This window comes from Streptomyces sp. UNOB3_S3 (assembly GCF_020740895.1).
Taxonomy (GTDB): Bacteria; Actinomycetota; Actinomycetes; order Streptomycetales; family Streptomycetaceae; genus Streptomyces.
The window spans coordinates 1-17,696 of sequence record NZ_JAILXP010000133.1 but is presented as its reverse complement, the minus strand read 5'-3'; the positions used below and the strand labels follow the sequence as shown (position 1 = coordinate 17,696).

The 17,696-nt window shown below is 73.4% G+C and carries 15 protein-coding genes and 1 pseudogene; 11 read left to right on the top strand and 5 right to left on the bottom strand.

The features are described from left to right. The first annotated feature begins 126 nt into the window (after window positions 1-126). From K6I33_RS16540 to K6I33_RS16530, 3 genes are all read left to right on the top strand, one after another. Window positions 127-1,401: a cytochrome P450 gene (locus K6I33_RS16540; RefSeq protein ID WP_229352681.1), complete on the top strand. Its 1,275-nt coding sequence runs from the start codon at window positions 127-129 to the stop codon at window positions 1,399-1,401. After that, the gene (locus K6I33_RS16535; protein WP_229352677.1) at window positions 1,398-2,333 is read left to right on the top strand and encodes an NAD(P)-dependent oxidoreductase; all 936 of its coding nucleotides are present in this window, start codon (window positions 1,398-1,400) and stop codon (window positions 2,331-2,333) included. The genes K6I33_RS16540 and K6I33_RS16535 overlap by 4 nt, the downstream gene beginning before the upstream one ends. Before the next feature lie 205 nt (window positions 2,334-2,538). Further along, a complete protein-coding gene (locus tag K6I33_RS16530) occupies window positions 2,539-3,117 on the top strand; it encodes a hypothetical protein (protein ID WP_229352674.1) in 579 nt (192 codons plus the stop codon). A gap of 17 nt (window positions 3,118-3,134) precedes the next feature. Here K6I33_RS16530 and K6I33_RS16525 read toward each other — a convergent pair whose 3' ends face one another. From K6I33_RS16525 to K6I33_RS16510, 4 genes and pseudogenes are all read right to left on the bottom strand, one after another. After that, the gene (locus K6I33_RS16525; protein WP_229352672.1) at window positions 3,135-3,350 is read right to left on the bottom strand and encodes a DUF5133 domain-containing protein; all 216 of its coding nucleotides are present in this window, start codon (window positions 3,348-3,350) and stop codon (window positions 3,135-3,137) included. 119 nt (window positions 3,351-3,469) lie between these two features. Next, entirely contained in the window at window positions 3,470-3,916 is a 447-nt protein-coding gene (locus K6I33_RS16520) for a nitroreductase family deazaflavin-dependent oxidoreductase (RefSeq protein ID WP_229352670.1), read from the bottom strand. 144 nt (window positions 3,917-4,060) lie between these two features. Next, complete coding sequence (locus tag K6I33_RS16515; RefSeq protein WP_229352668.1) at window positions 4,061-6,400, bottom strand: collagenase; 2,340 nt, start codon at window positions 6,398-6,400, stop codon at window positions 4,061-4,063. Between the two features lie 362 nt (window positions 6,401-6,762). Beyond that, window positions 6,763-7,639: pseudogene (locus K6I33_RS16510) on the bottom strand (ABC transporter substrate-binding protein); the annotation flags it as partial. A gap of 136 nt (window positions 7,640-7,775) precedes the next feature. Here K6I33_RS16510 and K6I33_RS16505 point away from each other — a divergent pair. The 8 genes from K6I33_RS16505 (at window position 7,776) to K6I33_RS16470 (ending at window position 16,309) form a co-directional block, all read left to right on the top strand. Beyond that, window positions 7,776-9,158 (top strand): aminopeptidase P family protein, encoded by a 1,383-nt coding sequence (locus K6I33_RS16505; RefSeq protein ID WP_374284794.1) that lies wholly within the window; start codon window positions 7,776-7,778, stop codon window positions 9,156-9,158. A 100-nt stretch (window positions 9,159-9,258) separates the two neighbouring features. After that, complete coding sequence (locus tag K6I33_RS16500; protein WP_229352666.1) at window positions 9,259-10,407, top strand: FAD-binding oxidoreductase; 1,149 nt, start codon at window positions 9,259-9,261, stop codon at window positions 10,405-10,407. A gap of 33 nt (window positions 10,408-10,440) precedes the next feature. Continuing rightward, window positions 10,441-10,755, top strand: a complete 315-nt coding sequence (locus tag K6I33_RS16495) for a (2Fe-2S)-binding protein (RefSeq protein ID WP_229352664.1) — start codon at window positions 10,441-10,443, stop codon at window positions 10,753-10,755. After that, complete coding sequence (locus tag K6I33_RS16490; RefSeq protein WP_229352662.1) at window positions 10,736-12,235, top strand: NAD(P)/FAD-dependent oxidoreductase; 1,500 nt, start codon at window positions 10,736-10,738, stop codon at window positions 12,233-12,235. Before K6I33_RS16495 ends, K6I33_RS16490 begins: the two co-directional genes overlap by 20 nt. Continuing rightward, a complete protein-coding gene (locus tag K6I33_RS16485; protein WP_229352653.1) occupies window positions 12,232-13,140 on the top strand; it encodes a dihydrodipicolinate synthase family protein in 909 nt (302 codons plus the stop codon). The genes K6I33_RS16490 and K6I33_RS16485 overlap by 4 nt, the downstream gene beginning before the upstream one ends. A gap of 45 nt (window positions 13,141-13,185) precedes the next feature. Next, a complete protein-coding gene (locus K6I33_RS16480; protein WP_229352651.1) occupies window positions 13,186-14,190 on the top strand; it encodes a proline racemase family protein in 1,005 nt (334 codons plus the stop codon). Then, window positions 14,187-15,575, top strand: coding sequence for an aldehyde dehydrogenase (locus K6I33_RS16475; protein ID WP_229352649.1), 1,389 nt, complete (start codon window positions 14,187-14,189; stop codon window positions 15,573-15,575). Before K6I33_RS16480 ends, K6I33_RS16475 begins: the two co-directional genes overlap by 4 nt. A 56-nt stretch (window positions 15,576-15,631) precedes the next feature. Further along, window positions 15,632-16,309 carry a GntR family transcriptional regulator gene (locus K6I33_RS16470; RefSeq protein WP_229352644.1) on the top strand — a complete coding sequence of 226 codons (678 nt, stop codon included), beginning with the start codon at window positions 15,632-15,634 and terminating at the stop codon, window positions 16,307-16,309. 38 nt (window positions 16,310-16,347) lie between these two features. Here the strand turns inward: K6I33_RS16470 and K6I33_RS16465 are convergent, their stop codons facing one another. Then, entirely contained in the window at window positions 16,348-17,688 is a 1,341-nt protein-coding gene (locus K6I33_RS16465; RefSeq protein ID WP_374284802.1) for an FtsW/RodA/SpoVE family cell cycle protein, read from the bottom strand. Window positions 17,689-17,696 lie beyond the last annotated feature (8 nt).

Below are 17,696 nucleotides of genomic sequence, written 5' to 3'. Positions count from 1 at the left end.
CGGGCGGGGCGCGATGACGGGCGCCGCCGCCGTGACCCGCCCGGAAGGCGGCGTCGACGCCGCACGGCGTGCGGCGCACTTCATCAGCCGGAAGAGAGACGTGACATGACGACGACAGCGCGAACCATGACCCATGCCGCGGATAAGGCGCGACGGGCGCTGCCGGAGAGCTGCCCCATAGCCGCCGTAGCGCCCGCCACCGCGCCCGCCGCCACCGCGTCCGTCGCGGGGCCGGCCCGGCCCGCCCGCTCGGCCGGCCTCGCCGCCGCGCGCCGCCGCGACCGGCGGGTCTACCTGGCGGCGCACCTCGTCCTCTTCACCCTGCTCGCCGCGTCGCGCCGCAGGCCCGTCCTCCGTATCGGCCGGACCGTGCTCGTCCACGACGCCGGCGCCCTGCGGCACGCCTTGACCCGCCTGCCGCTGGACCGGGCGGCCGCCGGGACGACCGGTGGGGTCGCCCGGTCCGCGCTCGACGCCCGTGACGGCGACGCGCCCGGTGGCGGCGTCCTGTTCGACCAGCAGGGCGCGGCACACCGCGCCGCGCGCCGGGCGCTCGCCGACGGGCTGTCCGCTGCGGGCGTCGCCCGCCTCCGGCCGCTGTGGCAGGACACGCTCGCGCGTGGCCTCGCCCCGCTGGCCGAGGGGCGTGCCGTCGACCTCGTGGCCGTGGTCCGGGAGACCGCCGGAGTCACGGCGTGTGCCCTGCTGGGGGTGGACGCCGACCCGGTGCGGCTCGCCGACGCCGCCGCCGATGCCGCCACGGCGGCCGTACGGGAACACCTGCCCGCCCTGCCCCGGCCCTGGGCCCGATACCGGCCCGGCGCCGTGGACGCCGCGCGGCGGCTGCGCGACGTGCTCCACGAACCCGGCCGCGCCCCCGCCGCCGACGCCGCCGCGCGGGCGATGCTCGCCGTCGCCTCCGTCACCACCGTCGTCGCCGCACTGCCCCGCGCCGCCGCCTGGTGCGCGGACGCCGGCTGGTGGGACGAGGCCGCCGACGACACGCTGCGCCCCGCCCTGGCCCGCGAACTGCTGCGCGTCACCGCGCCGTCCCCGCTGCTGCCCCGCGTCGCCGCCGGACCGGGCACCCTGGGCGGCCGCCCCGTACGCGCGGGCGACCGGCTGCTGCTCGTCGCCCGCCACGCCGTCCGCGCGCACACCGACGACCCCGACTGCCGCCACCCGGCCGAACCCGCCCTGTCCCGGCTCGTCTTCGGCGCCGGACCGCACGCCTGCCCCGGGGCCCGGCTCGCCACCGTCCAGCTGGAGGACTTCCTGCACGCCCTCGCTCCCCACCGCCCCGTCGTCGTCCGCGCCCGCGCCGACCGCCGGGCCGCGCTGCCCGGCTGGCGCTCGCTGGTCGTCGCACCGGGCGGGCACCCCGCACGGGAGACGGCATGAGCCCGGCGCCGCCGCTGCGTATCGCCGTCACCGGGGCGAGCGGCTTCTGCGGATCCCACATCGCCCTGGCCGCCGCGCGGTTCGCGGACGTGGTGTGCGTGGGGCGCCGCCCCGGCCCCGTCGGCCGGCACGTCCCCTGGGACGCCGCGCACCAGGCGCCCGGCCTCGCGGGCGCCGACGTGGTCGTCCACTGCGCGGCAGCCGTCGGCGACCCCGCCCCTGGCTCCCGCGCCGAGGCCCTCATGCGCGCCGTCAACGTCGACGGCACCGCCCGCCTGATGGACGCCGCCGCCGGCCGCCCCGTCGTCTGGATCAGCAGCGCCAGCGTCTACGACCCCCGCGCCGACCGCTCCCTGGTCCGCGAGGACCATCCGGTCTCCGGCCAGCTCAACGCCTACGGCCGCACCAAGGCCGCCGGAGAGCGCCTCGCCCTGGACGCCGGCGCCGTCGTCCTGCGCCCCCGGGCCGTCTACGGCCCGGGCGACCCCCACCTGCTGCCCCGGCTGCGCTCCCGCGTCCGCGCCGGCACGCTCCTGCTGCCCGGCCCGGACGTACCGCTGAGCCTGACGGCGGTGGAGAACCTCGCCGACGCCGCGCTCGCCGCCCCCGGCTGGCCGGCGGGCGCCTACAACATCGCCGACGCCGTCGCCCACGGCCGCGACGCGGCCCTGCGCCGCGTGCTGCGGGCCCACGGCGTCCGGGCCCGGATCCGTCATCTGCCCCTCGGCCCGGCCCGGTCCGCCGCCCGCGCCGCCGAAGTGGCCGCGCGGCTGCGCCCCGGTGCCGAGGCCGCGTTCTCGCGCTACGCCGTGGACCAGCTCGCCCACCCGGTCGTCCTGGACACCGGCAAGGCACGCGCCCAGGGCTGGCTGCCCCGCCGGACCCTGGACGACTACCTGGCCGACGTGGCCGGAACCGGCGGTCGCCCGTGAACGGGCCCCGGGCGGCGGGGCACCGGTAATCCGGCCGACTTGCCGCCGCCGTCGCCCGGCGTACGCCGCATGAACCCTGGTGGGCGCCTGGCGTGTTCGCCCGCCCCGGCCGGTCCTCGCCCTGGCGACGTGCCCGCCCCCTGCGATAGGCAGCAGGGGGCAACCGCCCGTACGCGCACATCCCCTTTCCTCGGATGGAGGACCCATGCGCACATCCCACAGAGCCGCCCTCGCCGCGGCCGTGGCCTTCGCCGGACTGTCCGCCGCCATCATGCCGACGAACAGCGCCGCCGACACGCGGACCGCCTTCGCGGACCAGGCCGTCCGCGCGGGCCTGACGGCCGACCAGACGGCCGGGCTGCGGCAGCGCGTCGACGCGTACGTCGACGCGACGGGCGGCCGGCGGATCGCGCTCAACAAGATCGAGGTGAAGGACGGCACCATCCTGGTCGCGGTGCCCGGCGAGACGTACGCGCGGGAGCTGAACGGCCCGCTGGACCGCTCCGCCACGGCGAACGCCCTGGTGTCCTGTCCGTACCTGTACTTCTGCGGCTGGAAGGGTTCCAACCGCTCGGGCGACCAGTGGAACATCTCCAAGTGCAATGTGCTGCAGGAGATCCCGGACGGCTGGAACAGCGGCGGCTCGTGGCAGAACAACCAGTCCAGGGGCACCCGGGCCTACATGTACAACAAGAACCGCGACTGGATCTACACCACTCCGCCGGCCCCCTACGGCCCGGTCAACGGCGACTGGGGCCCGGTCTGGTACGTCGAGGCCTGCTAGCGACCGCCGGGCGGCGGTCAGTCCGCCGCCCGGCCCGCTCCGGGCACCCGGCGGCGCGCGGCGGCCAGGGCCGCCCCGATGTCACGGGTGCCCGTCGACACGCACAGGGTGTAGACGACGTCCTCCAGCCGCCGCCGGGTCACGGGGTCCCCGTCACCCGATGCCAGTGCGCGCTCGAGCGCTGTGTACCGCCGGACGAGCTCGTCGAGCACGGCAGGGTGGGCGAGCAGCATGGATTCTCCTCCGGTCGCGTCTGGACGGCAGTTCGTCGTGCGTCTGCCCGGACGTCCCGGTCCCATGCCACCCGTGTCCCACCCCGCGGCCATCCGTGTCCCGGCGCGGCCGCGGGACGTCAGTGCGCGGTGGGGGAGGGCTCCAGGACGAAGACGGGGATCTCCCGGGAGGTCTTCGTCTCGTACTCGGCGTAGTCCGGCCACACCTCGACGGCCCGCGCCCACCACGCGGCCCGCTCCTCGCCGGTGACCTCACGGGCCGTCATGTCCTGGAGCAGCGTGCCGTCCCGCAGCTCCACCCGGGGGTCGGCGAGGAGGTTGTGGTACCAGACCGGGTGCTTGGGGGCGCCGCCCTTCGAGGCGACGGCGGCGTACGCGCCCTTGTGCTCCACCCGCATGAGCGGCGTCTTGCGGAGCTTGCCGCTCTTCGCGCCCCGGGTCGTCAGGAGGATGACCGGCACGCCCCGCAGGGTGGTCCCCTCGGTGCCCTCGGACCGCTCGATCAGTTCGACCTGGTCCCGTACCCACTTCGCCGGGCTCGGCTCGTACTCGCCCTTCAGCGGCATGTGATCCCGTCCCCTTCGGTCGTCGTGAATGCGCCTGCCCCATGAAATACCACCGGCCGTGCCGCTATTCCCGCACGCGAGGAAAATGTCCGGACCTCGTCCCGGGCCGGTCCCGCCGGGACCGGCCCGGGACGAGGGGCCGGGTCAGCCCCTCAGTGGGCCCTCACAGCTGAAGTCCGCCGTGCCCGCGGCACGGTCGGACCACAGGTCGACCTTGCCGAAGGAGCAGTTCATGTCGGCGAAGTTGTTGGCGCCCGCCTTGGTGCGGTCGAGGATGAAGTAGTCGACCGTCTTGGACATGTCCTTGAAGACCAGGTCGGTGTTGCCCGGGTTGCTCAGGTTCGCGGTGATCCGGCCGGTGCAGACGAAGCGCGGGCGGTCGGAGGAGCCCGCCGCCTTGCAGTCGGGCGACTGGCCCGTCGCGGCGGCGAAGGACGAGCGGACCGCGGACGCCGAGGCGTCCTTCAGCCGGTTCACCGGGGTGAAGGCGGTGGCCGGTACGTACAGGTCCTTGACCTTGCCGATCTGCTTGTCGAGGAACGCGTCGTAGTCGCGCTGCACGTACCCGTCGCGCCCCATGCGGCCGCGCCAGGCGTCGAAGCCCGCCACGTCGTTCGCGCGGAGGTAGCCGTACATCTCCCGCAGCAGCGACGGCCGCTCGCTCCACAGGTACTCGAAGAACGTGCCGGCGTAGTTGTAGAACCGGAAGCCGTCGCGGTCGTACTCGGCGTGCAGCAGCTGGTCGACGGTCATGCGCGGTTTGCCGCCCGCCGTGTCGTTGATGACGCCCTGCACCAGCGACTTGCGTACCCGTATGCCGTCGCCGCGGGTCGACCCGTCGAAGAACTCGGCCGTGCCCTCGTCCATGGCCGTGGTGCGGTCGTTCTGGTACCACGGGCCCTCGCCGAAGCTGCCGGGCACCGCCCAGCGGCCGTTGAGGTAGTGGGTGTACTCGTGGCGGAAGAGCTCCTCGAGCGTCAGCGTGGAGTCCTGCGGCACACGGCGCTCGTACGTGTAGAAGGTGGCGCCGTTCTCGATGTAGATGCCGCCGTTGTTGGTGCCCATGCCCGTCAGCAGCGGGTGGTAGATCTCGTAGTCCGAGCGCGAGGCGTACAGGACGATGTTCAGCGTGGAGTTGGTGTCGCCCGCCAGCGGCCGGTCGGTGCCGAGCACGCGGTGGTACTGCGCCTTGACCTGCTTGCTCGCGTAGTACAGCCGGTCGACGGTGGCCCGGTCGAGCGCGGTGCGGACCTTGATGCCGCCGTTGTCGTAGGTGTACGTGTACGGGAACAGGCGCCGGTCGATGTCCGTCTTGCACACCCCGTACTGCTTGCAGGCGCCGTACTCGTTGAGCCAGGTGACGACCTTGCCCCAGGGCTCGCTGCCCTGGCCGAAGGTGCGGACGGCCGTGTCCAGCAGCCCGCCCAGCGAGGAGGTGACCTCGCCCTTGAGCGCGTCGATCCGGCCGAGGCGGCCGTACTCGTTGACCGCGTCGCGGGCCACCCAGGCGTTGTCCGTGCCCTTGAGGTGGGTGTGGCCGGCGAACGCCTTGAGGGCGGCGCGGTAGGCGGGGTCGGCGGTCACGGCGGCGACGAATCCGGGGTCCCTGTTGTAGACGCCCAGGTAGCCCACGGACAGCGCGCCCCACGCGGCGGCGCCCCAGGCCGTGCTCCTGGCGGTCTCGGGGTGGGAGGCGTCCATCATGGCCAGGGCCCGCTTCATCAGCGGGAGCTGGTGCTGACGCAGCTCGGGGGTGCTGGCGGCGAAGAACGCCTCGCGGAGGGTCTCGCCGTTGGTGCCGGTGGCGTCGAAGGTGTGGGAGCCGGTGCCGTAGTAGTGGACGGCGCGGCGTACGGCCTCCACGGTCTGCGCGTCGGAGAGGTCGATCTCGTCGTGCGAGAAGTCGTGGTAGGCCGCCGCGTGCAGATAGGTGAACATCTCCAGCAGGTGGGAGGTGTTCTTCCCGTCGTGCCAGTAGCCGTACCGCTCGGCGCGGAGAGCCACGGCCCGGACGTTCTCCCTGGAGAAGACCCGGGTCATCCGTGAGTCCCATGTCCACAGGACGTCGCGCAGACAGCCGTCGGCGGTGACGGCCGGGTCCATGAGGAAGTCGGCGAACTGTTCGGGGTTCAGCCGGGAGACGCCGTCGACGGTGCAGGGGACGCTGGTGCCACCGATGGTGACGTGCGGCGCGGACCGCGCCAGGCCCTTGGCCTTGCCGTCCTTGGGCTTCTCCGTGCCGGGGCCGGGCACGCTGCCACCGGAGAGGCCGCGCGGCGCGGTGAGGTTCTCGATGGCCGGCTCGGGGGCCTTGGCGAGACGGGTGACCTCGTCGAAGGGGTTGGGCGTGAGGGCGTCGGACCGTACGGCCGCCGTGGCGGCGGCGGCCGGTTTCGCGGGGGTGGGCGAGTCCGCGTGGCCGGTCTGGACGACCGTGGCGCAGAGGGTCACCGCGATGGCGGTGGTGAGCAGGGATCTACGCATGGTTGTGGAGTGGAACAACACCGATGAACTCCTGTGTGGGAGGTGTGAAGTGGCCGCTCCGTTACGGGTGGTACGTGGGGGACCCGTGCGGCGGCATGTGATGCGTAACGTAGTAATGTGAAATTGCACTGACAAGTCCCTTGGTGGCTCCGGATCTGTCGGGAGCCTCACACGCGAAATCCGTTATCAGTCCGTCAACTGCGCTGACATGGGGTGGCGTTCACGCCATCGCGCATACGCGGAACTGGTCGCACAGGTGGCGAGATAACCCGCGCCGATCGTGCGCACGATCTCGTCACCATGGCCGGCGAGCGGACCGTCGCGATGCCAGGCCAGTACGTGGCGGTACCACAGCGGATTCCCCAGGAGACGGCGGAGGCCCGCGCCCTGGCTCGCTATCAGCCGGTCGTCGATCTGGTTGGCCTTGAGGCCCATGACGACGACCAGCCTTGCGGACCCCGTCGGTCCTCGCATCCCAGTGCTCGTTGCGGACCAGGACGAGCTTCTTGCCGCGCGCGTAGGACTCGATCTTGTACGGGCCGGAGGAGAACGGCCGGTTGTCGTACTGGGGCCCTTGTCCTGCTTCCGCGGTACGGGCGCGAACGTGGGCATCACCGTGGCCCAGGGGAACTCGGCGAAGGGCTTGCGCAGTTCGAAGACGATGGTGCGGTCGTCCGGCGTTTTGACGGAGTCCAGGTGTCTGCCCTCGGCGGGGCCCCGGTAGCCGTCGGCGCCGGCGAGGTAGCGGGCCGCGTAGTCGGCGCCGCCGGGCAGGCCGGGGGAGAAGGACCGCTCGACGTTGTACTTGACGTCCTGCGCGGTGACCGGTGAGCCGTCCTCGTACTTCAGGCCCTGCTTGAGGTGGAACGTCCAGGTCCTGGCGTCGGCGGACGGGGTGCCGAGGTCGGTGGCGAGGTCGGGGACGAGCTCGTTGCCCTTGCCGCCGGGCTCGGCCCGGTAGGTCACCAGGGTGCGGTAGAGCAGCCGGGTCCCGAAGTCCATGGTGTTCATGACCCAGTTGCGGGCCGGGTCCAGGTGCTCGAAGTCCTGGTTGGACAGCACGGTCAGGGTGCCGCCCTTGCGCGGAGTGCCGCCTATCGCCGCGCCCTCGTTGGCGGCGGCCGGATTCCCGCCGCCCTCCTTGCTGTTCGCCGAATGCTTGCCTCCGGATGCCCCGCCCGAGCAGCCGGCGGCTCCGAGGGCGAGGGTGGCCGCCAGGGCGCCGTGAGGGCGGTACACGTGCGCTTGTTCATCAGGGGCACTCCGTGAACAGTCGAACAGCGTGGCTGAAATGTGACCCGTAACATAGTAATGTGAAATTGCATTGACGGGGTGTCAGCCTCGCCGTTGTCCACCTGTGTCCCGAGGAGGCCCCGTGAAGGAAACCACCGCCCCCGCGCTTCGCACGGTCAGTCATGATCTGCCCCCTTCCGGCGAGTTCATCGCCTTCATGGCGGGCGACTGGGCGCCGTCCCCGCTGCCCGGCGACATCCGGCTGCCGGTCGCGGACCTCGCCGCCGCACGCCGGGAGCGGCTCTCGCGGCGCTTCCCCGGCGAGCGCCTGATCGTCCCGGCGGGCGGGTTCAAGGTCCGCTCCAACGACTGCGACCACCGTTTCCGCCCCCACAGCGCCTACGTATGGCTGACCGGCCTGACCGGCGAGGAGCAGGCCGGTCATGTGCTCGTCCTGGAGCCCGACGGCCCGCACCGGCACGAGGCGGTGCTGTATCTGCGCCCGCGCTCACCGCGCACCGGCGACGAGTTCTACCGGGACCGCCGCTACGGCGAGTTCTGGGTCGGACGCCGCCCCGAGCTCGCCGAGGCCGAGCGCATGACCGGCATCCGCTGCGCCCACCTCGACGACATCGACCTGCTGCCGCCGGGCCGCGACGCCTCCGCCGACGATGAACTCGCCTCCGTCCTCAGCGAGCTGCGCCTGGTCAAGGACGCCTGGGAGGTCGAGCAGCTTCAGCTGGCCGTGGACCACACCGCCGCCGGGTTCGAGGACGTCGTACGGGCCCTGCCGCGCGCCCTGGCCCACCCGCGCGGCGAGCGCTGGATCGAGGGCGTCTTCGGCCTGCGCGCCCGCGCCGAGGGCAACGGCACCGGGTACGAGACCATCGCCGCCTCCGGAGCGCACGCCTGCGTCCTGCACTGGATACGCAACGACGGCCGCCTGAACCCCCGGGAACTGCTGCTCCTGGACGCGGGCGTGGAGACCGACACCCTCTACACCTCCGACATCACCCGCACCCTGCCGCTCTCCGGCCGCTTCTCGCCCGTCCAGCGCCAGGTGTACGAACTGGTCCTCGCCGCCCAGGAGGCGGGCATCGCCGCCCTCAAACCGGGCGCGAGCTTCCGCGACTTCCACCGGGCCGGCATGCGGGTCATCGCGGAGGGCCTCGCGGAGTGGGGCGTCCTCAGGAGCGCCGAAGGCGACCTCCACCGCCGCTACACCCTCTGCAGCAGCGGCCACATGCTCGGCCTGGACGTCCACGACTGCGCCCAGGCCCGGGCGGACGCCTACCTCGACGGCGTCCTGGAGGAGGGCCAGGTGCTCACCGTCGAGCCCGGGCTCTACCTCCAGCCCGACGACGAGACGCTGCCCCCCGAGCTGCGCGGGATCGGCGTGCGCGTCGAGGACGACCTGGTGATCACGGCCGAGGGGGCCCGGCTGATGTCGGGCGCGCTGCCGCGCACTCCGGACGCGATCGAGGACTGGATGGGGGAGTTGACTGGGGGCACCTCCCAGCGGTAGCTGGGGGAGGTAGAAGTGGGGGTGCCCTTGGTGTGCCCCTTGGTACGGACCGGAGGAGAACCTCTTGGCAGGCCTCAGTGCAATGTGAAATATTACTGACGTGCCCACGAGCGACTCCCCGGACGTCATCGTCGTCGGAGCGGGTGTGGTCGGCGCCGCCTGCGCCTACTACGCCGCTCGCGACGGCCTCTCCGTCACCGTGATCGACCGTGGTCCCGTCGCCGGCGGGACCACCGGGGCCGGCGAGGGAAACCTGCTGGTCTCCGACAAGGAACCCGGCCCCGAACTCGAACTCGCCCTGCTCTCCACCCACCTGTGGCGCGACCTCGCCGAAGCGCTGCCGCATCGCACCGAGTACGAACCCAAGGGCGGACTCGTCGTCGCCTCCGGCGACGCCGGCATGGACGCCCTGCGTGCCTTCGCCGCCGCCCAGGGCGAGGCCGGGGTGACGGCCGAGGAGATACCCGCCGACCGGCTGCACGACCTCGAACCCCACCTCGCCGCCGGCCTCGCCGGCGGCTTCCACTACCCCCAGGACGCCCAGGTGCAGCCCGCCCTCGCCGCCGCCCACCTGCTGCGCGCCTCCGGCGCCCGGGTACGCACCGGCGAGGAGGTCACCGCCGTCCTCACGGGCCCCCACGGCGAGGTACGGGGCGTACGCACCCGGGCCGGCGAACTGCGCGCCCCCTACGTGGTGAACGCCACCGGCACCTGGGGCGGCGAACTCGCCCGCCTCGCCGGGTCCCACCTGCCCGTCATGCCCCGCCGGGGCTTCGTCCTCGTCACCGAACCACTGCCGCGCGTGGTGCGCCACAAGGTCTACGCCGCCGACTACGTCGCCGACGTGGCCAGCGGCTCCGCGGCCCTGCAGACTTCGGCCGTCGTCGAGGGCACCCCCTCCGGGCCCGTCCTCATCGGCGCCAGCCGCGAGCGCGTCGGCTTCGACCGCGCCCTCTCCGTGGAGGCGCTGCGCCGCCTCGCGGACCGGGCCACCGCCCTCTTCCCGGTCCTCGCCGGCGTCCGGGCGATCCGCACCTACGCGGGCTTCCGCCCGTACCTGCCCGACCACCTACCCGCGATCGGCGCCGACCCGCGCGTGCCCGGACTGCTGCACGCCTGCGGCCACGAGGGCGCCGGCATCGGCCTGGCACCGGCCACCGGACTGATCGTCGCCGGGCTGATCGGCGGCAAGGAACCGCCGCTGGACGTCCGCCCGTTCGGCCCCGGCCGCTTCACCGAAGCCGCCTGACCCCCTTTTTCTCCTGCTGAGAGGAGCACTGCGGTGACCCGTACCCCCGCCGGACTGGTCGGGGCGAAGCCCGGCCCGCCCTTCGAGATCACCTTCGACGGCCGTACGGTCACCGCCCTGCCCGGCCAGACCCTCGCCGCCGCCCTGTGGTCCGCCGGCATCCTCGCCTGGCGCACCACCCGCGACGGCGGCCGCCCCCGCGGCGCCTTCTGCGGCATCGGCCAGTGCTTCGACTGCCTGGCCACCGTCAACGGCCGCCCCAACCGCCGCGCCTGCCTCATACCCGCCCGCCCCGGCGACCGCGTCACCACCCAGGAGGGACACGGCCATGCCGAGCTCGCCGTCTGACACCTTCGACCTCGCCGTCATCGGAGCCGGACCCGCCGGCCTCGCCGGAGCCGTCACCGCCCACGAAGCCGGCCTGTCCGTCGCCTTACTGGACTCCGCCGCGCACACCGGCGGCCAGTACTTCCGCCACCCTGCCCCCGCCCTCGGTGCCGTCCGGCCCCAGGCCCTCCACCACGACTGGCCCGCCTTCGCCCGGCTTCGCGACCGCCTCACCGCGAGCGGCGTCACCCACCTCCCCGGACATCACGTGTGGACCGTGACCAGGGAAGCCGAAGACCGCTGGACCGTGCACGCCCTCACCGGCCCCGACGGCGAGGCCGACGAGCCCGCGACCGTACGGGCCCGCGCCGTGCTGCTCGCCACCGGCGCCTACGAGCGGCAACTGCCCTTCCCCGGCTGGACCCTGCCCGGTGTCGTGGGCGCCGGCGGAGCCCAGGCCATGCTCAAGGCCGGGCTCGTCCTGCCCGGCAAGCGCGTGGTCGTCGCCGGCAGCGGACCCCTGCTGCTCGCCGTCGCCTCCTCGCTCGCCACCGCCGGCGCCCACGTGCCCGCCGTCGTCGAAGCCTCCGGCTACCTCGGCTACGCCCGCCGGCCCCGCGCCCTCGCCGCCAACCCCCACAAGCTCCTCGAAGCGGCCGTCCACGGCTCGGCACTGCTGCGTCACCGCGTACCGGTGCGCACCCGCAGTGCCGTCACCCAGGTGCACGGCACCGACCGCGTGGAGGCCGTCACCATCGCCCGCACCGACCGCGACTGGCGGCCCGTGCCCGGCACCGGCCGCCGCATCGCCTGCGACGCCCTGGCCGTCGGCCACGGGCTCGTCCCCCAGATCGAACTCGCCACCACCCTCGGCTGCGCCACCCGGCACACCCCCGACGGCACCACCGCACTCGACCTCGACGATCTGCAGCGCACCTCCGTACCCGGCCTCTGGGCCGCCGGCGAGCCCGGCGGCATCGGCGGTTGGGCACTGGCCCGCACCGAGGGCGAACTGGCCGGTCTCGCCATCGCCGCCCGGCTCGGCGGCCGGCCGCTGCTCACCGGCGGCGGACGGCTGCGCGCCCTGCGCCGCGACCGGGCCCGGCTGCGCGCCTTCGCCGAGGCCATGGCCGCCGCCCACGCCCCCGGCCGGGGCTGGACGCGGTGGCTCACCGACGACACCGACGTCTGCCGCTGCGAGGAAGTCACCGCCGGCCGCGTCCGCGAAGCGGTACGCGACCTCGGCGCCCACGACGCCCGCACCGTCAAGCTCCTCACCCGCGCCGGCATGGGCTGGTGCCAGGGGCGGATGTGCGGGGCGGCCGTCGCCTGCCTGGCGGCGGACGGCACGACGGACGGCGGCACGGCGGAGGGGACCGTGCCGCCGTCCGCCGAACGCAGACCACTGGCCGTACCCGTTCCGCTCGGGGTCCTCGGCTCCGAACCCTCCGATCAGATGAACGCGGATCAGATGAACACAGAAAGGCCCACCGCACCATGACCGTCAACTCCTGGACCCCCGAGCGCCCCTGGCGCGGCATCATGGTCGCCACCGCGCTCCCGCTGCGCGACGACCTCTCCGTCGACCACGACGCCTACGCCGAGCACGTGCGCTGGCTCCTCGACAACGGCTGCGACGGCGTCGTCCCCAACGGCTCCCTCGGCGAGTACCAGACCCTCACCGCCGACGAGCGCGCCCGCGTCGTGCGCACCGCCGTCGAGGCGGCCGGTGACGGCGCCCGCGTGATGCCCGGCGTCGCCGCCTACGGCAGCGCCGAGTCCCGCCGTTGGGCCGAGCAGGCCGCCGAGGCCGGCTGCGGCTCCGTCCTGCTGCTGCCCCCCAACGCCTACCGCGCCGGCGAGGACGCCGTACGCGCCCACTACGCCGAGGTCGCCCGGGCCGGCATACCGGTCGTCGCCTACAACAACCCCATCGACACCAAGGTCGACCTCACGCCCGCCCTGCTCGCCCGGCTGCACGCCGACGGCCACATCGTGGCGGTCAAGGAGTTCTCCGGCGACGTCCGGCGCGCCTACGAGCTCGCCGAGCTCGCCCCCGAACTCGACCTGCTCATCGGCGCCGACGACGTTCTCCTCGAACTCGCCGTCGCCGGGGCCGTCGGCTGGATCGCCGGCTACCCCAACGCCTTCCCCGCCACCTGCGCCGAGCTCTACCACGCCGCTGTCGCCCGCGACCTCACCACGGCCCTGCCGCTCTACAAGTCCCTCCACCCACTGCTGCGCTGGGACTCGAAGACCGAGTTCGTCCAGGCCATCAAGCTGTCCATGGACATCGCCGGACGCCACGGCGGCCCCACCCGCCACCCCCGCCTGCCGCTGACCGGCGAGACCGAAACGGCGGTGCGCGCCGCCACCGAGAAGGCCGTCGCCGACGGACACCGCTGAGCCGCCCCTTCCGTCTTCCGTCTTCCGGCTTCCGAAAGGACGTCCGTGCGTACCCGTCACGTCTTCCACGCCGTCGACTCGCACACCGAGGGCATGCCCACCCGCGTCATCACCGGCGGCGTCGGGGTGATTCCCGGCGCCACCATGGCCGAGCGCCGGCTGCACTTCATCGAGCACCTGGACCACCTGCGCACCCTGCTGATGTACGAGCCGCGCGGCCACGCCTCGATGAGCGGAGCGATCCTGCAGCCGCCCACCCGGCCCGACGCCGACTACGGCGTGCTGTACATCGAGGTCTCCGGCGTGCTGCCGATGTGCGGGCACGGCACCATCGGGGTCGCCACCGTGCTCGTCGAGACGGGCATGGTGCCGGTCGCCGAGCCCGTCACCACCGTACGGCTCGACACCCCGGCCGGCCTGATCACCGTCGACGTACGGGTCGAGGACGGCGCGGCCAGGTCCGCCACGATCACCAACGTGCCCTCCTTCTGCCTCGGCCTCGACCGCAAGGTGGACGTGCCCGGACACGGGAGGGTGACCTACGACCTGGCCTTCGGCGGCAACTTCTACGCCTTCGTCGAACTCGACGCGCTGGGGCTCCCCTTCGACCGCGCGCGCAAGGACGACCTCCTCGCCGCGGGCCTCGCGATCATGGACGCCGTCAACGCCTCCCCGGACCGGCCCGTCCACCCCGAGCGCCCCGAGATCAGCGGCCTCAAGCATGTCTACCTCGCCGCCCCCGGCGCGGACGCCCACCACTCGCGGCACGCGATGGCCATCCACCCCGGCTGGTTCGACCGCTCGCCCTGCGGCACCGGAACCTCTGCCCGGATGGCCCAGCTGCACGCCCGAGGGGCGCTCCCGCTCGAGCGGGACTTCGTCAACGAGTCCTTCATCGGCACCCGCTTCACCGGCCGCCTGGTGGGGGAGACCGAGGTCGGCGGGGTGCCGGCGGTCGTCCCCACCATCACGGGGCGCGCCTGGATCACCGGCACCGCCCAGTACTTCCTCGACCCGGACGACCCCTTCCCCGGAGGCTTCCTGCTATGACGTCCTTCGTCTCCACGACGTCCTTCGTCTCCCGTAACCCGGCCGACCCCTCCGACGTCCTCGGCGAGTTCCGGGCGGCCGGCGCGCCCGCCGTGGCCGCCGTTGTCGAGCGGGCCCGCGCCGCCCAGCCGGGCTGGGCGGCGTCCGGCGCCGCCGCCCGTTCCTCGGCGCTCACCGCCGTCGCCGCCGCCGTCGAGGCCGCCGCCGGGGAACTGGCCGCGCTCGCCGTACGGGAGGTGGGCAAGCCGATCGCCGAGGCACGGGCCGAGGTGGCCCGCACCGTCGCGATCTGGCGGTACTACGCCCAGGCCCCCTACGAGCCCACCGGAACCGTCCACGAGCCGGCCGCCGGCCCCGGGCTGCTGTTCACCCGCCGCCGCCCGCACGGCGTCGCCGGCCTGATCACTCCCTGGAACTTCCCCCTCGCCATTCCGAGCTGGAAGGCCGCCCCGGCGCTCGCCACCGGCAACACCGTCGTCCTCAAGCCCGCCCCCGAGGCCACCGCGTGCGCCCGGCGCCTGGCCGGCATCGTCGAGGAGGCGCTGCCGGACGGGGTGTTCGCCCTCGCCCCCGGCGGTGCCGAGGAGGGCGGTGCCCTGGCCGCCACCGCCGACGCCGTCTCCTTCACCGGCTCCACCGCCGTCGGTGACGCGGTCGTCCGCGCCGCCACCGCCCGTGGCATCCCCGTCCAGGCGGAGATGGGCGGCCTCAACGCGGCGATCGTCCTGCCCGACGCCGACATCGAACAGGCGGCGGCCCATATCGCCGCCGCGATCGCCGGGTACGCGGGCCAGAAGTGCACCGCGACCAGCCGGGTGATCGCCGTCGGCGCGGCCCAGGGCCCCCTGCGCGAGGCCCTGGCCGAAGCGCTGCGCACGCTCGCCGTGGGCGATCCGGCGGATCCGGCCACCGTGTGCGGACCGCTCGTCTCCGAGCAGGCGCGCGACCGCTTCGAGCGGGCCGTGGACGGTCTCGGTGTGGTCGCGTCGGGGTCCGTTCTTCCGGGCCCGGGCTGGTACGCGGCCCCCACGCTCGTCGAGAAGGTGCCGCGGAGTCACCGGTTGCTGAGCGAGGAGGTCTTCGGCCCGATCGCGGCTCTGTTGCCGGCGCAGGACACGGCGGAAGCCGTACGGATGGCGAACTCCGTCGCCCAAGGGCTGGTCACCTCGGTGCACACCGCGAACCTCGACGGGGCGCTGCACGCCCTGGACCACCTGGACACCGGCATGATCCGTGTCAACGCCCCGTCCACCGGAGTCGACTTCCACCTGCCCTTCGGCGGCGCGAAGGCATCCGGCCACGGTCCGCGCGAACAGGGCCGCGCGGCCCTGGAGTTCTACACGTCGAGCCGTACGTATACCCTGGCGCCCGGTAACGCAATGTGACATTGTACGCTGGATGGTCCAGACCGCGTCCGCGTACGAAAGGGAGTCGGGACACCATGGGGCACCTGAAGCAGCGCAACCTCATCACCGCCACCGAGCGGCTGCGCGACCAGGTGGCGCACGCCCTGCGGGCCGCGCTGATCTCCGGTGAACTCCGCCCCGGCCAGGTCTACTCGGCGCCGGGCCTCGCGGAGGACTTCGGCGTCTCCGCGACGCCCGTGCGGGAGGCCATGCTCGACCTGGCCCGCGAGGGCCTCGTCGAGCCGGTCCGCAACAAGGGCTTCCGGGTGACCGAGGTCAACGAGCGGGACCTGGACCAGTACACCGAGATCCGCACACTGATCGAGGTCCCCACGGTCGGCCGGGTCGCGCGCACCGCCACCCGCGAGGAACTGGAGGCGCTCCGCCCGGTCGCCGAGGAGATCGTGCGCGCCGCGCGCGACCACGACCTCATCGGCTATCTGGAGGCCGACCGGCAGTTCCACCTCGCGCTGCTGGCCCTGTCCGGCAACGAACGCCTCGTCGAGACCGTCGGCGACCTCCGCAAGCGCTCGCGCCTGTACGGCCTGGACGCCCTGGACGAGCGCGGCGAGCTGATCCACTCGGCCGAGGAGCACCTGGAGCTCCTCGACGTGATGCTGACGGGGGACGCCGAGGCCGCCGAGGCGTGCATGACGCGCCACCTCGGCCACGTCCGTTCCCTGTGGGCGAAGGACACCGGCGAGCGGGCCTGACCCGGGCCTGACCCGGGCTCAATGCCGGCCGGCGCCGGCTAGTGCCGGATCAGCTGGGTGGCCTGCTCGTCCAGCCCGGCCGCCGGTCCCGGATCGGGCCTGCGCGCGGAATCGCTGATCTTGAGCAGCAGGGCGATGAGTATCCACGTGGCCACCTGCGAGGAGCCGCCGGAGGCGAGGAAGGGAAGCGCCTTGCCGGTGAGCGGAATGAGGCCCATGACGCCTCCGGAGACCACGAACACCTGAAGGGCCAGCGCCCCCGACAGCCCCGTGGCCAGCAGCTTCCCGAACGGGTCACGGGCGTCGAGCGCGGTCCGCAGACCGCGCTCGATCAGCAGCGCGAACAGCAGGAACAGGGCCATCATCCCGACGAGCCCGAGCTCCTCGCCGACCGTGGTGAGGATGAAGTCGCTGCGCCCGGCGAACTTGATGAGGTCGGAGTGCCCCCGCCCCAGGCCGGTGCCCAGGACGCCGCCGCTGCCGAAGCTGAACAGGGCCTGCGCGGCCTGGTCCGAGACGATCTCGGGCGGCCGGGGCACCTTGTAGTAGTCCATCGGGTGGAGCCAGGCGGCGACGCGGCCGTGCACGTGCGGCTCGAAGGACGCCACCACGACCGCTCCGACAACGAACATCAGCAGCCCTGTCAGCACCCAGCTGGTGCGTTCGGTGGCTACATAGAGCATGATCACGAAAAGCCCGAAGAAGATGAGCGACGTGCCGAGGTCCCGCTCGAAGATCAGGACCAGCAGGCTCAGCACCCACACCCCGGCGATCGGCCCGAACTGCCGTCCGCGCGGCAGCTGAAAGCCCATCACCCGTCGGCCGGCCAGCGCGAGCGCGTCCTTGTGCACGGTCAGGTACCCCGCGAAGAACACCGCGATGGCGATCTTGACGAACTCGCCCGGCTGGAACGACAGTGCCCCCAGCTTGATCCACCGCTTGGCGCCGTAGGCGTCCGCGCCGAAGAACGCCGGAGCCATCAGCAGCACCAGCGCCGCGAACACCATGATGTAGGTGTACCGCTGGAGCAGCCGGTGGTCCTTCAGCAGCGCCACGATGCCCAGACAGACGGCGAGCCCGATGCCGCTCCACATCAGCTGGTTCCGCTCGAACGGCTCGGAGTGCCAGCGGAGCGCGTACGAGATGTCCAGCCGGTGGATCAGCACCAGCCCCAGCCCGCTCAGCCCGATGGCGATCGGCAGGATCAGCGGGTCGGCGTACGGCGCGAACCACCGCACCACGGCGTGCGCGACCGCGGCGGCCGCCGACAGCCCGAGCGCGTACCCCGGCAACGCCTCGGGCACATGGCCATCGGTGGCCAGCCCCACGGAGGCGTAACCGAGCACGGTGAGCAGCACCGCGAAGCCCAGCATCGTCAGCTCGGCCC

Bases quoted from the DNA above. Each gene is read 5' to 3' on its own strand.
- K6I33_RS16540 (WP_229352681.1), top strand. From the start codon at position 127: ATGACCCATGCCGCGGATAAGGCGCGACGGGCGCTGCCGGAGAGCTGC.
- K6I33_RS16535 (WP_229352677.1), top strand. From the start codon at position 1,398: ATGAGCCCGGCGCCGCCGCTGCGTATCGCCGTCACCGGGGCGAGCGGC.
- K6I33_RS16530 (WP_229352674.1), top strand. From the start codon at position 2,539: ATGCGCACATCCCACAGAGCCGCCCTCGCCGCGGCCGTGGCCTTCGCC.
- K6I33_RS16525 (WP_229352672.1), bottom strand. From the start codon at position 3,350: ATGCTGCTCGCCCACCCTGCCGTGCTCGACGAGCTCGTCCGGCGGTAC.
- K6I33_RS16520 (WP_229352670.1), bottom strand. From the start codon at position 3,916: ATGCCGCTGAAGGGCGAGTACGAGCCGAGCCCGGCGAAGTGGGTACGG.
- K6I33_RS16515 (WP_229352668.1), bottom strand. From the start codon at position 6,400: ATGCGTAGATCCCTGCTCACCACCGCCATCGCGGTGACCCTCTGCGCC.
- K6I33_RS16490 (WP_229352662.1), top strand. From the start codon at position 10,736: ATGCCGAGCTCGCCGTCTGACACCTTCGACCTCGCCGTCATCGGAGCC.
- K6I33_RS16485 (WP_229352653.1), top strand. From the start codon at position 12,232: ATGACCGTCAACTCCTGGACCCCCGAGCGCCCCTGGCGCGGCATCATG.
- K6I33_RS16475 (WP_229352649.1), top strand. From the start codon at position 14,187: ATGACGTCCTTCGTCTCCACGACGTCCTTCGTCTCCCGTAACCCGGCC.
- K6I33_RS16470 (WP_229352644.1), top strand. From the start codon at position 15,632: ATGGGGCACCTGAAGCAGCGCAACCTCATCACCGCCACCGAGCGGCTG.